10 protein-coding genes are annotated in these 14,727 nt (G+C 73.3%); 9 read left to right on the forward strand and 1 reads right to left on the reverse strand.

Annotated elements, in window-relative coordinates:
* Positions 1-86: 86 nt before the first annotated feature.
* The 3 genes from cobT to ACZ3ZD_RS04495 all read left to right on the forward strand — a co-directional run bounded on the left by cobT (position 87) and on the right by ACZ3ZD_RS04495 (position 3,771).
* Positions 87-1,175: a nicotinate-nucleotide--dimethylbenzimidazole phosphoribosyltransferase gene (cobT, locus tag ACZ3ZD_RS04485; protein WP_467393435.1), complete on the forward strand. Its 1,089-nt coding sequence runs from the start codon at positions 87-89 to the stop codon at positions 1,173-1,175.
* A gap of 18 nt (positions 1,176-1,193) precedes the next feature.
* On the forward strand, positions 1,194-2,984 hold the full coding sequence (locus ACZ3ZD_RS04490) for a phosphatidylglycerol lysyltransferase domain-containing protein (RefSeq protein WP_467393437.1): 1,791 nt from the start codon (positions 1,194-1,196) through the stop codon (positions 2,982-2,984).
* Positions 2,985-3,054: 70 nt separating this feature from the next.
* Complete coding sequence (locus ACZ3ZD_RS04495) at positions 3,055-3,771, forward strand: hypothetical protein (RefSeq protein ID WP_467393439.1); 717 nt, start codon at positions 3,055-3,057, stop codon at positions 3,769-3,771.
* Positions 3,772-3,978: 207 nt separating this feature from the next.
* Here the strand turns inward: ACZ3ZD_RS04495 and ACZ3ZD_RS04500 are convergent, their stop codons facing one another.
* Positions 3,979-4,743, reverse strand: a complete 765-nt coding sequence (locus ACZ3ZD_RS04500; protein WP_467393441.1) for a hypothetical protein — start codon at positions 4,741-4,743, stop codon at positions 3,979-3,981.
* Between the two features lie 60 nt (positions 4,744-4,803).
* On the opposite strand from ACZ3ZD_RS04500, the gene ACZ3ZD_RS04505 reads away from it, so the two are divergent.
* The 6 genes from ACZ3ZD_RS04505 to aceE all read left to right on the forward strand — a co-directional run bounded on the left by ACZ3ZD_RS04505 (position 4,804) and on the right by aceE (position 14,683).
* Positions 4,804-5,565: an adenosylcobinamide-GDP ribazoletransferase gene (locus ACZ3ZD_RS04505; protein WP_467393443.1), complete on the forward strand. Its 762-nt coding sequence runs from the start codon at positions 4,804-4,806 to the stop codon at positions 5,563-5,565.
* A gap of 205 nt (positions 5,566-5,770) precedes the next feature.
* Positions 5,771-7,318 (forward strand): leucyl aminopeptidase, encoded by a 1,548-nt coding sequence (locus ACZ3ZD_RS04510; RefSeq protein ID WP_467393445.1) that lies wholly within the window; start codon positions 5,771-5,773, stop codon positions 7,316-7,318.
* Positions 7,319-7,588: 270 nt separating this feature from the next.
* On the forward strand, positions 7,589-8,977 hold the full coding sequence (gene lpdA / locus ACZ3ZD_RS04515) for a dihydrolipoyl dehydrogenase (RefSeq protein WP_467393447.1): 1,389 nt from the start codon (positions 7,589-7,591) through the stop codon (positions 8,975-8,977).
* 61 nt (positions 8,978-9,038) lie between these two features.
* Entirely contained in the window at positions 9,039-10,874 is a 1,836-nt protein-coding gene (sucB, locus tag ACZ3ZD_RS04520) for a 2-oxoglutarate dehydrogenase, E2 component, dihydrolipoamide succinyltransferase (protein ID WP_467393449.1), read from the forward strand.
* Between the two features lie 202 nt (positions 10,875-11,076).
* The gene (locus ACZ3ZD_RS04525) at positions 11,077-11,700 is read left to right on the forward strand and encodes a GntR family transcriptional regulator (RefSeq protein WP_467393451.1); all 624 of its coding nucleotides are present in this window, start codon (positions 11,077-11,079) and stop codon (positions 11,698-11,700) included.
* A 280-nt stretch (positions 11,701-11,980) separates the two neighbouring features.
* On the forward strand, positions 11,981-14,683 hold the full coding sequence (gene aceE / locus ACZ3ZD_RS04530; RefSeq protein ID WP_467393453.1) for a pyruvate dehydrogenase (acetyl-transferring), homodimeric type: 2,703 nt from the start codon (positions 11,981-11,983) through the stop codon (positions 14,681-14,683).
* Positions 14,684-14,727 lie beyond the last annotated feature (44 nt).

Here is a 14,727-nt window from a genome sequence, read left to right on the forward strand (position 1 = left end):
TACCGGTGTGAGGTGCAAAGACGTCGCGGGGGTGTGGTCGCGATGTGGCGCGGAAGGCGTCGTTCGCTGGCGGTACTGTTCGGCGAATGAGCAGCCTTAATCTGGACGACTTCACCGATCTGATCGAGCGCCCGGACGGGGGCGTGCGCCGTGACGCCGAGGCCCGGCGGGAGCGCCGGATCGTGCCGCCGGGGGCGCTGGGCCGCCTGGACGAGCTGGGCGAATGGCTGGCGGCCGCGCGGGGCGTCGTACCGGTACGGCCGGTCGAACGGCCCCGGGTGGTGCTGTTCGCCGGTGACCACGGCGTCGCCGAGCTGGGCGTGTCGGCGCGGCCCGCGGGCGGTGCGGAGCAGCTGGTCCGGGCGGTGCTGGAGGGCGCCGGCGCGGTGTCCGTGCTGGCACGCCGGCTGGAGGTGCCGGTACGGGTCGTGGACATGGCGCTGGACTGCGAGCCGGACGCCTTCCCGAAGGACGTGACACGGCACCGGGTGCGGCGGGGCAGCGGCCGTATCGACATCGAGGACGCGCTCACGGCGGAGGAGGCCGAGGCCGCCCTGCTGGCGGGTGTCGCGGTCGCCGACGAGGAGGCCGACTCGGGGACCGACCTCGTGGTGCTCGGCGATGTCAGCGTGGGCGGGACCACCCCGGCTGCGGTGCTGATCGCCGCGCTGTGCGGGACCGACGCGTCCGTGGTGACCGGGCGGGGCGGGGTCGCGATCGACGACCTGGCGTGGATGCGCAAGTGCGCGGCGATCCGGGACGCGCTGCGGCGGGCCCGGCCGGTGCTCGGGGACCAGCTCCAGCTGCTGGCCGCGGTGGGCGGCGCGGACCTCGCGGCGATGACCGGGTTCCTGCTCCAGTGCGCGGTACGGAAGCTGCCGGTGATCCTCGACGGGGTCGTGTCCGCCGCGGCCGCGCTGGTCGCCCAGCGGGTCGCGTTCCGGGCGCCGGACTGGTGGCTGGCCGGGCACGACAGCGGGGAGCCCGGGCAGGCGAAGGCGCTGGACCGGATGGCCCTGGAGCCGCTGCTGGAGCAGGGTGTGAAGGTCGGCGAGGGGGTCGGCGCGCTGCTGGCGCTGCCGCTGGTCCGGGCCGCGGCCGCGCTGGCCGCCGAGCTGCCGGAGGCGCCGGAGGCGCCGCCGGGGAGTGAAAAGTACGGTTCGCCACAGCCGTGACCCATATGATCCTGCCCCATGGGAGATGCCCGAATTGCCGTGGAGCAGCGCGTCGAGGCGACGCGGACGGGTGAGCTGACGCGGCGGCCCACCGGGGTTTCCCGGCGGGCCGCCGCGTTCGCCGTCTGGTACCTGCGGACCGTCGCCTTCATCAACTTCCTCAGCGCGCTGTGGGTCTCGCTCGGCCAGGACGTGCGCCGGCACAACCAGGACGACTTCTTCACGCCGTACCTGCTGACGGCCGGCTTCGCCTCCGGGGTGTTCACCGCCTTCCTGGCGATCACCATGCGGCGCCGCAAGCGGGCCGCGTGGATCCTCAACCTGGTGGTGAGCGGGCTCTTCCTGGCCCTGTTCGCGTTCGCCATGGCGTTCCCGGAGATCCGGCGGTATGCGCAGAACTGGGTCTCCCTGGCGCTGACGGCCGCCTTCGTCGGCGCGCTGCTCGTCGGCCGGCGGGAGTTCTACGCCAGGGGCGACCGGTCCAACCCGCGGCTCGCGGCCACGGTGGCCGTCGGCGGCGGGCTGCTGGCGAGCCTGCTGGCCGGGCTGCTGGTGACGGTCACCAACCAGGCGCCGGACGCGGCCCGCTCCACGTTCCTGGAGCGCTGGCACTACGGCGCCCTGCGGCTGGTGTCCGTGGCCGCCGAGGAGTCCCACTTCCCCGGCATCGACCCGCCGAACTGGGCCAACGTGGCGGTCAACGTGCTCAGTACGGCCCTGCTCCTCGCCGTCCTGTACGCCGCCTTCCGGTCCCGGCGGGCCGTCGACCCGCTCACCGAGGACGACGAGAGGCGGCTGCGCGAGCTGCTGGAGCGGCACGGCGACCGCGACTCGCTCGGCTACTTCGCGCTGCGCCGGGAGAAGAGCGTCGTGTGGTCGCCGACGGGGAAGGCGGGCGTCGCCTACCGGGTGGTCGGCGGGGTGTGCCTGGCGTCCGGGGACCCGATCGGGGACCCGGAGGCGTGGCCGGGGGCGATCGCGCCGTGGCTGGCCCAGGCGCGGGCGCACGGCTGGATCCCGGCGGTGATGGGGGCGGGCGAGGAGGCCGGGACGGTCTACGCCCGGCACGGCCTGGACGCGCTGGAACTCGGGGACGAGGCGATCGTGGAGGTCGCCGAGTTCACCCTGGAGGGCCGGGCGATGCGTACCGTCCGGCAGGCGCACAACCGGGTGAGGCGGGCCGGGTACCGGGTGCGCATCCGGCGGCACGCGGACATCCCGGCGCCCGAGATGGCGTACCTCGTCAGGCGGGCCGACGACTGGCGGGACGGCGCCACGGAGCGCGGCTTCAGCATGGCGCTGGGCCGGCTCGGGGATCCCGCGGACGGCCGGTGCGTGATGCTGGAGTGCACGGACGCCGAGGGCCGGCTGCGGGCGCTGCTGTCGTTCGTGCCGTGGGGGCCGCACGGGCTGTCCCTGGACCTGATGCGCCGCGACCGGGACTCCGACAACGGGCTGATGGAGTTCGCCGTCATCGAACTGCTGCGGCGGGCCGACGAGATCGGGATCACTCAGGTCTCACTGAACTTCGCGATGTTCCGGTCGGTCTTCGAACGTGGCGCGCGTCTCGGTGCCGGACCGGTGCTGAGGCTGTGGCGGTCGCTGCTCAGCTTCTTCTCACGCTGGTGGCAGATCGAGTCGCTGTACCGCGCCAACGCGAAGTACCGGCCCATCTGGGAGCCACGGTTCCTGCTCTTCGAGAAGAGCGCGGACCTGCTGCGCATCGGCCTCGCCTCGGCCCGCGCGGAGGGCTTCCTGTGGGGCCTGCCGGAGTGGCTGCACCGCAGGCACCTGGACACGCACCGATGAGACACGCTCGACGGGGGAACGCTCGATGGCAGGAACGCTGGACGGGGGAACGTTCGATGAGGGACGTGCCGTGAGGGCCCTGGCCCGCTGGGCGCGTACCGAGTGGGGGCCGCTGTGCGCGGCCGCGCGCGGGCCGCTGCGCCGGCGGGGGCCGGCGGCGGTCCCGATGACGGTCGCCGCGGTGGGCCTGACGGCGTTCCTGCAGTACGTGCAGAACCAGCCGTGGGGGTATCAGCCGGTGCAGGCCCTGGGTGCCGTACGGGCCGCCGACCCCTTGTGGCTGGCCCTGCTGCGCACCCCCCTGTCACTGTTCGTGCCCGCGCTCGACCTGCCGGTGTGGGGGGCGCTGGCCCAGATCCTGCTGGTGTTCGGGATCGCCGAGCTGTGCCTGGGCTGGTGGCGGACCCTGACCATCGCCTACGTCGCCACGCTCGCCGGAACCCTGTACGCCCGCGTGGGCATCGGCTTCGGCGGCCACGCCCCGTTCGGACTGCCCTGGACCGACGCGCAGGTGGTCGACACCGGCCCGTCGGCGGCCGTCGTGGGCCTCGCGGTCTTCGTGGCCTGGCGGTACGCCGCGTATGTGACGGCGGGCGCGGTGACCCTCGCCATGGTGGTCGAGGTCCTGGTGAAGGAGAACCTGGCGGGCAAGGAACACCTGGCCGCCCTGATGGCGGTGGGCCTCCTGTGCCTCCTGACGGCGACCCGCCACAGCCCGTCCCGGGGCCCCGTGTGGTGGGGAAGGCGGCCCGGGCGCGGCTCGGACCTGCCACCGGTCCAGCCCTGAACGGTACGGGGGCGGGGGCGCGGCGGCCGGGCAGACCCCGACCGTGCCGGCAGGCGCGCGGGGCGGCCCCGGCGCGGGGGCGGAGCCCGACAGGCCCGAGGTGACCGCCTGTCGTCGCCTGTGGCCGGGCCGACGGCAGCCGGGCGCGGGCCGGGTCTGCCTCGATCCGGCCCGCAACGGTACGGGGCGGGGGCGCGGTGCCCCGCGTCACCTGTGGTCGGGCACGCGGGCCGGGCGGGGGTCCGGTTTGCCGCCGATCCAGTCGTGGAGGGCTCGGCTGCGGCGGGACCAGCGGCGGTCGTGGCGGTAGGCGCGCAGGGCGGCCCGGGCGCGGGCGCGGGGGCGGCGGCCGTAGAAGCGGCGGGCCCACGGGGAGCCGGGGCGGGCCAGCCGGACCGCGCCGACGAGCGCGACCAGCGGCACGATCACCCCGAAGAGGGCGGTGCGGGCCTTGCCCTTGCCCAGGGCGACGAGCGAGAACAGGAAGTTCGCGGCGATGGTGACGAGCGCGCCGCCGCGGTCCTGGAGCTCCTCCGGGGACAGGTCGTTGACACCGAACGGGGAGAACCCGGCGAGCAGCAGCCCGACGAGGGCGGCGGTGAGCACGACGACCTCGACGCTCTTGCGGCCCTCCTCGGTCCAGTAGACGTCGTCCAGGTGCAGGATCAGCGCGAACTCGTCCAGGACCAGCCCGGCGCCCATGCCGAACACCACGGCGGCGACGGCCCCGCCGGCCCCGTGCCGGTCACTGGCGACCGCGCCGAAGCCGCCGACGAGGGTCAGGACGACCCCGGGCACGACGTGGTGGATGTGCAGTCCGCCGGCCCTGACGTTGCCGAACGGGCCCTTGCCGGCCCGGATCAGCCGGGTGATGACCCGGGTGACGGCGAAGGTCAGCACGAAGGCGGCGAGGGCGAGCAGCAGCGGGAGCTTGCCCGGCTCGACGATGTTGCGCACCCACCAGTGCCCCATGAGCGCACTGTAGCCCCGGCGCCCGCCGGTGGCGCTCCGGCCGCCGGGTACCCTGCGCCGGTGCAGAAGTCCTCCCCCCTCGACGGTCTCCGGTTCGCGTTCGGCACCCTCACCGTGCTGCCCGTGCGCGTGCACCGCTGGGACCGGGTGGCCGCCCGCGGGGGCATGCTGTCGGCCCCGGTGGCCGGGCTGGTCGTCGGCGGCTGCGCGGCCGGCCTCGGGGTGCTGCTGCTGTGGCTCGGCGCGGGCCCGCTGCCGGCCGCCGTCGCCACGGTCGCCGTACCCGCCGTGCTGACCCGCGGCCTGCACCTGGACGGGCTCGCCGACACCGCCGACGGGCTGGGCAGCGGCAAGCCCGCCGAGGACGCGCTGCGGATCATGAAGCAGTCGGACATCGGGCCGTTCGGGGTGCTCACCCTCGTCCTGGTGCTGCTGGCGCAGGTCGCCGTGCTGGCGCAGCTCTACGGCGGCTCGTGGGCCCGGGGTGCCGTGGCGGCCGTGGCCTCGGCGGTCGCGGCCCGGCTGGCCCTCACCCTGGCCGCCCGCGCGGGGGTGCCGGCCGCCCGCCCGGAGGGGCTGGGGGCGGCGGTGGCCGGGGTGGTGCCGGGGGCCGTCGCCCTGGGGGTCGCGGTGGGGGTGGTGGCGCTGGCCGCGGTGGCAGGCCCGCGGGTCGCCGTGGCGGTGGGGGCGGCCCTCGGCGGGGCCGAGGTGCTGCTGCGGCTGTGCGTGCGCAGGTTCGGCGGGGTGACCGGTGACGTGTTCGGAGCGCTCGCCGAGACGGCCGCGACCGTGTCCCTCACCGTGCTGGCTCTCGGCCGGTAGCACGCCTGAGCGCACCGCAGTGGCCCCCCGAGGGCATGAGCGAACGCACGCACGCGCGTAGTCTCGTCCCGGGTGTTCGCCGACAGGGTGAAGGCCCCGGTTGCCACCTGTCCGCAGGCCTGGACCCAGGGTCGGCGCTCGGGCCCGGTCGACCCACCCCATTTCGGCCACTGCAACTTCACATCGGAAGCGAGATCTCACCACCGTGACTGCTCTGACTCTCAGCACCTCCGCGGCGCCCGGCCTGCGGGCCGACGCGATCGTGATCGGTGTCGCCAAGGGCGCCCAGGGGCCCGTCGTCGCGCCGGGCGCCGAGGCCGTGGACAAGGCGTACGACGGCAGGCTGGCCGGCGTCCTGGAGACCCTCGGCGCCTCGGGTGCCGAGGGCGAGCTGACGAAGCTGCCCGCCCCGGCCGGCTTCAAGGCCCCGCTCGTGGTGGCGGTGGGCCTCGGCGCGGAGCCCGACGACAAGGACGCCGGCTACGACGCCGAAGCGCTGCGCAAGGCCGCCGGCGTGGCCGCCCGCGCGCTCACCGGGTCCCGCAAGGCCGCGTTCGCGCTGCCCGTGGACGGCCCCGGCGCGATCGGCGCGATCGGCGAGGGCGTCCTGCTCGGCGCCTACTCCTTCGACGCCTACAAGGGCGGCGCCCAGGACGCCAAGGCGGCCAGGACCGCCAAGGCCAAGAACGGCAAGGCGCCGCTGGCCGAGGCCACGCTGCTCGGCGGCAAGCCGCGCGACGCCGCCCACAAGGGCGCGCTCGCCCGCGCGGTCGCGGTCTGCGAGGAGCTGAACCGCGCCCGCGACCTGATCAACATGCCGCCGAACGACCTCACCCCCGCCGCCTTCGCCGGTATCGCGCAGACCGCGGCCAAGGAGCACGGCCTCAGGTTCCAGGTGCTCGACGACAAGGCCCTGGCCAAGGGCGGCTACGGCGGCATCCTCGGCGTCGGCGGCGGCTCGGCGGCCACCCCGCGCCTGGTGAAGCTGTCGTACAGCCACCCGAAGGCGGACAAGCACCTCGCCTTCGTCGGCAAGGGCATCACCTACGACTCGGGCGGCATCTCGCTGAAGCCGGCCGGGCACAACGAGACGATGAAGTGCGACATGAGCGGCGCCGCCGCCGTGTTCGCCGCGGTCGTCTCCGCCGCCCGCCTCGGCCTGGAGGTCAACGTCACCGGCTGGCTGGCGCTGGCCGAGAACATGCCCTCCGGTTCGGCGGTGCGCCCGGGTGACGTGCTGCGCATGTACAGCGGCAAGACGGTCGAGGTGCTCAACACCGACGCCGAGGGCCGGCTGGTGCTCGCCGACGCGCTGTGGGCGGCCTCGCAGGAGAACCCGGACGCGATCGTGGACGTGGCGACGCTGACCGGCGCGATGATGCTGGCGCTGGGCAGCCGGACGTTCGGTGTCATGGCCAACGACGACGCGTTCCGCTCCACGGTGCACGAGGCGGCGGAGGAGGTCGGCGAGCCGGCCTGGCCGATGCCGCTGCCCGAGCACCTGCGCAAGGGCATGGACTCGCAGGTCGCCGACATCGCGAACATGGGCGAGCGGATGGGCGGCGGGCTGGTCGCCGGTCTCTTCCTGCGCGAGTTCGTGGGCGAGGGCATCACGTGGGCGCACCTGGACATCGCCGGGCCCGCGTTCAACGAGGGCGGCCCGTTCGGTTACACGCCCAAGGGCGGTACCGGCTCCGCCGTCCGCACGCTGGTCCGGCTGGCCGAGCTGACGGCCGCGGGTGACCTGGGCTGACGGTCTCCCACCGGCACCGGCGGCGGCCTCGCGTCGCGGCCGTCGGGACGCGGGGGGCTGGTCGCGCAGTCCCCCGCGCCCCCGCGGGACGCCCGAACGTGGGACGTCTCACACACGGGCCCGGCGTCTCGATCCCGTCCGACAAGTGCAAAGATGGAGCCCGGCAGGACAGGGCCCCCACCGAAGGGCCGAAGCATCAAGCGGCCGGACACCAGCCGCCCGCCGGTCATCGTCGACCGGTCTACGGCGCACATGCATGGAGGACGTGACGTGGCGAACGACGCCAGCACCGTTTTCGACCTAGTGATCCTCGGCGGTGGTAGCGGTGGTTACGCCGCGGCCCTGCGCGGGGCGCAGCTGGGCCTGGACGTCGCCCTGATCGAGAAGGACAAGGTCGGCGGCACCTGCCTGCACAAGGGTTGCATCCCCACCAAGGCCCTGCTGCACGCGGGCGAGATCGCCGACCAGGCCCGCGAGAGCGAGCAGTTCGGCGTCAAGGCCACGTTCGAGGGCATCGACGTCCCGGCCGTCCAGAAGTACAAGGACGACGTGATCTCGGGCCTGTACAAGGGCCTGCAGGGGCTCATCGCGTCCCGGAAGGTGACGTACATCGAGGGTGAGGGCCGGCTGTCCTCCCCCACCTCCGTGGACGTGAACGGTCAGCGCGTCCAGGGCCGCCACGTGCTGCTGGCGACCGGCTCCGTGCCGAAGTCGCTGCCGGGCCTGGAGATCGACGGCAACCGGATCATCTCCTCCGACCACGCCCTCGTCCTGGACCGCGTGCCGAAGTCCGCGATCATCCTCGGCGGCGGTGTCATCGGTGTCGAGTTCGCCTCGGCGTGGAAGTCGTTCGGCTCGGACGTCACGGTCATCGAGGGCCTGAAGCACCTCGTCCCGGTCGAGGACGAGAACTCCTCGAAGCTGCTGGAGCGCGCGTTCCGCAAGCGCGGGATCAAGTTCAACCTCGGCACCTTCTTCCAGAAGGCCGAGTACACCCAGGACGGCGTGAAGGTCACCCTCGCCGACGGCAAGGAGTTCGAGGCCGAGGTCCTCCTCGTCGCCGTCGGCCGCGGCCCGGTCTCGCAGGGCCTGGGCTACGAGGAGGCCGGGGTCGCCATGGACCGCGGCTACGTCCTCGTCGACGAGTACATGCGCACCAACGTCCCGACCATCTCCGCCGTCGGCGACCTCGTCCCGACCCTCCAGCTCGCGCACGTCGGCTTCGCCGAGGGCATCCTGGTGGCGGAGCGTCTGGCCGGTCTGAAGGTCGTCCCGATCGACTACGACGGTGTCCCGCGGGTGACGTACTGCCACCCGGAGGTCGCCTCCGTCGGCATCACCGAGGCCAAGGCCAAGGAGATCTACGGCGCGGACAAGGTCGTCGCTCTGAAGTACAACCTGGCGGGCAACGGCAGGAGCAAGATCCTGAAGACCGCGGGCGAGATCAAGCTCGTCCAGGTCAAGGACGGTGCCGTGGTCGGCGTCCACATGGTCGGCGACCGCATGGGCGAGCAGGTCGGCGAGGCCCAGCTGATCTACAACTGGGAGGCGCTGCCGGCCGAGGTCGCCCAGCTCATCCACGCCCACCCGACGCAGAACGAGGCGCTCGGCGAGGCCCACCTGGCCCTGGCCGGCAAGCCGCTGCACTCCCACGACTGAGCCTTCGGTCAACGGACGCGACGACACAGACTTCCGCAATTCGTAAGGAGCAACCGAAACCATGGCGGTTTCCGTAACCCTTCCGGCGCTCGGCGAGAGCGTCACCGAGGGCACTGTCACCCGCTGGCTGAAGGCCGAGGGCGAACGCGTCGAGGCCGACGAGCCGCTGCTCGAGGTCTCGACCGACAAGGTCGACACCGAGATCCCCTCCCCCGCCGCCGGTGTGCTGGCCTCCATCAAGGTCGCCGAGGACGAGACCGTCGAGGTCGGCGCCGAGCTGGCGCTGATCGACGACGGCACGGGCGCGCCCGCCGCCGCCCCGGCACCGGCCGCCGCCGAGGCCCCCGCGGCCGAGGCCCCCGCCGAGGCTCCGGCCCCGGCCGCCGAGCCCGCCCAGGCCGCCCCGTCCACCGAGCAGGCCGCCCCCGCGCCGGCGCCGACCGCCGAGGCCACCGCCGGTGAGTCCGGCGCCGAGGGCACGGACGTGGTCCTGCCCGCGCTCGGCGAGTCCGTCACCGAGGGCACCGTCACCCGCTGGCTGAAGTCGGTCGGCGACTCCGTCGAGGCCGACGAGCCGCTGCTCGAGGTCTCCACGGACAAGGTCGACACCGAGATCCCGGCGCCCGCCTCCGGCACGCTGCTGGAGATCGTGGTCGGCGAGGACGAGACCGCCGAGGTCGGCGCCAAGCTCGCCGTCATCGGTGCCGCGGGTGCCGCCCCGGCCGCCGCGCAGGCTCCCGCCGCCCCGGCCCCCGCCGAGGCCCCGGCGCCTGCCCCGGCCCCGGCTCCCGCCGCAGCTCCGGCTCCGGCGCCTGCCCCCGCTCCGGCGCCCGCTCCGGCTCCGGCCCCGGCGCCCGCCGCCGCTGCCCCGGCCGCCGCTCCGGCGCCCGCCCCGGCCCCGGCCCCGGCCCCGGTCACCCCGGCCACCGCGCCCACCTCCCCGACCGCCACCCAGGCGACGGACGAGGGTGCGTACGTCACCCCGCTGGTGCGCAAGCTCGCCGCCGAGAACGGCGTCGACCTGGCCGGCGTCAAGGGAACCGGCGTCGGCGGCCGTATCCGCAAGCAGGACGTCATCGCCGCCGCCGAGGCCGCGAAGACCGCCGCCGCCCCGGCTCCGGCCGCCGCTGCCGCCGCGCCCGCCGCGAAGAAGGCCCCCGCCCTGGAGGCCTCCCCGCTGCGCGGCCAGACCGTCAAGATGCCGCGCATCCGCAAGGTCATCGGCGACAACATGGTCAAGGCGCTGCACGAGCAGGCCCAGCTGTCGTCGGTCGTCGAGGTCGACGTCACCCGCCTGATGAAGCTGCGCGCCAGGGCGAAGGACTCCTTCGCGGCCCGCGAGGGCGTCAAGCTCTCCCCGATGCCGTTCTTCGTCAAGGCCGCCGCGCAGGCGCTGAAGGCCCACCCGGTCATCAACGCCAAGATCAACGAGGCCGAGGGGACCATCACCTACTTCGACACCGAGAACCTCGGTATCGCGGTGGACTCCGAGAAGGGCCTGATGACCCCGGTCATCAAGAACGCCGGCGACCTCAACCTCGCGGGCATCGCCAAGGCCACGGCGGAGCTGGCCGGCAAGGTCCGTGCCAACAAGATCACCCCGGACGAGCTGTCCGGCGCGACCTTCACCATCTCCAACACCGGTTCGCGCGGCGCGCTGTTCGACACGATCATCGTGCCGCCGGGCCAGGTCGCGATCCTCGGCATCGGTGCCACGGTCAAGCGCCCGGCGGTCATCGAGACCGAGGAGGGCACGGTCATCGGCGTCCGCGACATGACCTACCTGACCCTGTCCTACGACCACCGCCTGGTGGACGGCGCCGACGCGGCCCGTTACCTGACGGCGGTCAAGGCGATCCTGGAGGCGGGCGAGTTCGAGGTCGAGCTGGGCCTCTGACGAGGCCGCGGACCCCGCCGCCGGCACAGCCGGCCAGGCCGTACGACACCCCGCCCGGAGTCTTCCGGGCGGGGTGTTCGCGTTTGTCCGCCCGCCGGGCGTGTAAGCCTTGTCTCACCTGCGCAAAAGCATCCCCACGCGCCCTACCCGCGGAGCGGACCGGCCTTATTGTCTAAACGTCAGCCCTCCCGAAGGAGCCCTCATGACCGCGCCCGTCGTCCACTCGCTGCGCGAGCAGATCCGCGAGCACATCGTGGAGGGGATCGTCAGCGGGCGCTGGCAGCCGGGCGAGCGCATCGTGGAGCGCCGGATCGCGACCGAGCTGGAGGTCAGCCAGACGCCGGTCCGTGAGGCCCTGCGCGAGCTGGAGTCCCTGCGCCTGATCGAGTCGGCCCCCAACAAGGGCGTACGCGTGCGCAGCCTGACCGCGGCCGACCTGGAGGAGAGCTACCCCGTCCGGGCCGGCCTGGAGGCCATCGCGGCGGAGCTGGCGGCCGAGCGCCTCGCGGAGGACTGCTCGGCCCTGGAGCCGCACGTCCTGGCCCTGTACGAGGCCGACCGGGCGGCGGACGGCACGGCCCAGGTGCGGCACACGGTCGGCTTCCACCGCGAGCTGGTCCGCGCGGCGCGCAACTCGGTGCTGCTGCACACCTGGGAGGGCCTGGGCATCGAGGTGTTCACGGCGCTGTCGATCCGCTGGCTGGGCACGGTCCAGCAGTCGTACGCGGAGGAGCACGAGGAGCTGGTGCAGGCGTTCAAGCGGCGCGATCCGCGCATCCCCGAGCTGGTGAAGGCGCACGTCCTCGGCTGCGCCCCACGGGCCTGACGGAGTCGGTTCAGTCGAGCGCACCCTCGCTCAGACGCCGCCTCACCTGCGAAAACAAGGCGTTTTCGCGTCACCCGGTGCCATCGGTGAAGGCACCGGGTGCCTATTTTCTCGGAATCAAGACTTTTTCCCCCTCAACCCTTTGATCGATCATCGATCAGGGAGTTACAGTCGCCGACGGACTTCCACCGAGGTCCGCTGCCCTGTCCTGCCAAAGACCAAGGGCAACCCCGAACCCTTACCGATGAGGGAACCCCCTTCGACTGAGGAAGGCGGCGACATGACCGACCCCCACGCCATCCAGCCGAGCGCGCTCGACCAGCTCCCGGACCGCGACCCGGAGGAGACCGCCGAGTGGCAGGCCTCCCTGGACGCCGTCGCCAGGGAGGCCGGGCCGCACCGCGCCGCGTACCTGATGCGCCGCACGCTGGAGCGCGCCGAGCGGGGCGGCGTCGCGCTGCCGAAGCTCCTCGAGACGGACTACGTCAACACCATCCCCACCTCCGCCGAGCCGGGCGTCCCCGGTGACGAGGAGATGGAGCGCCGGATCACCGCCTGGAACCGCTGGAACGCGGCCGCCATGGTGACCCGCGGCGCGAAGCACGGCGTCGGCGGTCACATCGCCACCTTCGCCTCCGCCGCCTGGCTCTACGAGACCGGCTTCAACCACTTCTTCAAGGGCAAGGAGGGCGACGGCTCCGGCGACCAGCTGTACATCCAGGGCCACGCCTCCCCCGGCATCTACGCCCGCGCCTTCCTCGACGGCCGGCTGAACGAGCACCACCTGGACAACTTCCGCCAGGAGGCCGGGGGCAACGGCCTGCCGTCGTACCCGCACCCGCGCCGCCTGCCCTGGCTGTGGGAGTTCCCGACGGTGTCGATGGGCCTCGGCCCGCTCTCCGCCATCTACCAGGCGCGCTTCAACCGCTACCTCACCCACCGCGGCGTCAAGGACGTCTCGGCGTCCCACGTCTGGGCCTTCCTCGGCGACGGCGAGATGGACGAGCCGGAGTCGACGGCGGCCCTCGCGCTCGCCGCCCGTGAGGAGCTGGACAACCTCACCTTCGTCATCAACTGCAACCTGCAGCGCCTGGACGGCCCGGTCCGCGCCAACTTCAAGATCGTGCAGGAGCTGGAGGCCCAGTTCCGCGGCGCCGGCTGGAACGTGATCAAGACGCTGTGGGGCACCGCCTGGGACGAGCTGTTCCAGCTCGACACCACCGGCGCGCTGGTACGCCGGCTGCGCGAGGTACCGGACGCGCAGATCCAGACGTACCAGACCCGCGACGCCGCCTACATCCGCCAGGACTTCTTCGGCAAGGACCCGGCGCTCGCCGAGATGGCGAAGCTGCTGGGCGACGACAAGATCCTGGAGTGCTTCCACCTCTCCCGCGGTGGCCACGAGGCCCGCAAGGTCTACGCCGCGTACAAGGCGGCCGTCGAGCACAAGGGCGCGCCGACCGTGATCCTGGCCCAGACGGTCAAGGGCCACACCCTGGGCGAGGGCTTCGCGTCGAAGAACGCCAACCACCAGATGAAGAAGCTCTCGGTGGACGAGTTCAAGGCGATGCGGGACCTGCTGGAGCTGCCGATCAAGGACAGCGACTTCACCGACGGCGTGGTGCCCTACGGCCACCCGGGCGCCGACTCCCCCGAGGTCCGCTACCTCCAGGAGCGGCGCGCGGCCCTCGGCGGCCCGGCCCCGGCCCGCCGTACGCACGCGCTGGCCCCGCTGCCCGCCCCCGCGGAGAAGGCGTTCGCCTCCTTCGACAAGGGCTCCGGCTCGCAGAACGTGGCGACCACCATGGCGTTCGTCCGCCTGGTCAAGGACCTGGTCCGGGACAAGGAGACGGGCAGGCGCTGGGTGCCGATCGTCCCGGACGAGGCGCGCACCTTCGGCATGGAGTCGCTGTTCCCGTCGCTCGGGATCTACTCCCCCAAGGGCCAGACGTACGAGCCGGTCGACCGCGACCAGCTGATGTACTACAAGGAGGCCACGAACGGCCAGATCCTCAACGAGGGGATCACCGAGGCCGGTTCGATGGCCGACTTCATCGCCGCTTCGACGTCGTACGCGACGCACGGCGAGGCGATGATCCCGTTCTACATCTTCTACTCGATGTTCGGCTGGCAGCGCACCGCCGACCAGATGTGGCAGCTCGGCGACCAGCTCGGCCGCGGCTTCCTCGTCGGCGCGACGGCCGGCCGCACGACCCTGACGGGCGAGGGCCTCCAGCACGCCGACGGCCACTCGCCGGTGATCGCCGCGACCAACCCGGCCGCGCTGTCGTACGACCCGGCGTTCGCCTACGAGATCGCGGTGATCGTCCGTGAGGGCCTGCGCCGGATGTACGGCGAGGCGAAGCCGGGCGAGGACCAGAACGTCTTCTACTACCTGACGGTCTACAACGAGCCGCTGCCGCAGCCGGCGAAGCCGCAGGGGCTCGGCATCGACGAGGGCATCGTCAAGGGCCTGTACCGCTTCAACACGGCGGAGTCCGCGGGCGTGACCGTGGCCGCCAACGCCCCGCGCATCCAGCTGCTGGGCTCCGGTACGGCGATCCACTGGACCCTCGAGGCGCAGCGGCTGCTCGCCGAGGAGTGGGGCGTGGCCGCCGACGTGTGGTCCGCGACCTCCTGGTCGGAGCTGCGCCGGGACGCGATGGAGGCCGACGCGGCGCTGCTGCGCGGCGAGGAGCGGGTGCCGTACGTCCGCCAGGCGCTGCAGGGCGCCGAGGGTCCGGTGCTGGCCGTGTCCGACTACATGCGCCAGGTACCGGACCAGATCGCGCAGTGGGTCGAGCAGGACTGGTCCTCGCTGGGCGCCGACGGCTTCGGTCTGTCCGACACCCGTGAGGCCGCCCGCCGCCACTTCGGTGTCGACGCCCCGTCGATCGTCGTCGCGGCCCTGGCCCAGCTCGCCCGGCGCGGCGAGGTGAAGGCCACGGCGGTCAAGGAGGCCCGGGAGAAGTACGGGCTGTAGGAGCACACCGCTCGCCTGTGGAGGCCCCCGCCGCGGCGGGGGCC

The organism is Streptomyces sp. NPDC023481 (assembly GCF_055560195.1).

Coding starts and splice junctions, on each gene's coding strand:
- cobT (WP_467393435.1), top strand. CDS start 87: ATGAGCAGCCTTAATCTGGACGACTTCACCGATCTGATCGAGCGCCCG.
- ACZ3ZD_RS04490 (WP_467393437.1), top strand. CDS start 1,194: ATGGGAGATGCCCGAATTGCCGTGGAGCAGCGCGTCGAGGCGACGCGG.
- ACZ3ZD_RS04500 (WP_467393441.1), bottom strand. CDS start 4,743: ATGGGGCACTGGTGGGTGCGCAACATCGTCGAGCCGGGCAAGCTCCCG.
- sucB (WP_467393449.1), top strand. CDS start 9,039: ATGGCGGTTTCCGTAACCCTTCCGGCGCTCGGCGAGAGCGTCACCGAG.
- ACZ3ZD_RS04525 (WP_467393451.1), top strand. CDS start 11,077: ATGACCGCGCCCGTCGTCCACTCGCTGCGCGAGCAGATCCGCGAGCAC.
- aceE (WP_467393453.1), top strand. CDS start 11,981: ATGACCGACCCCCACGCCATCCAGCCGAGCGCGCTCGACCAGCTCCCG.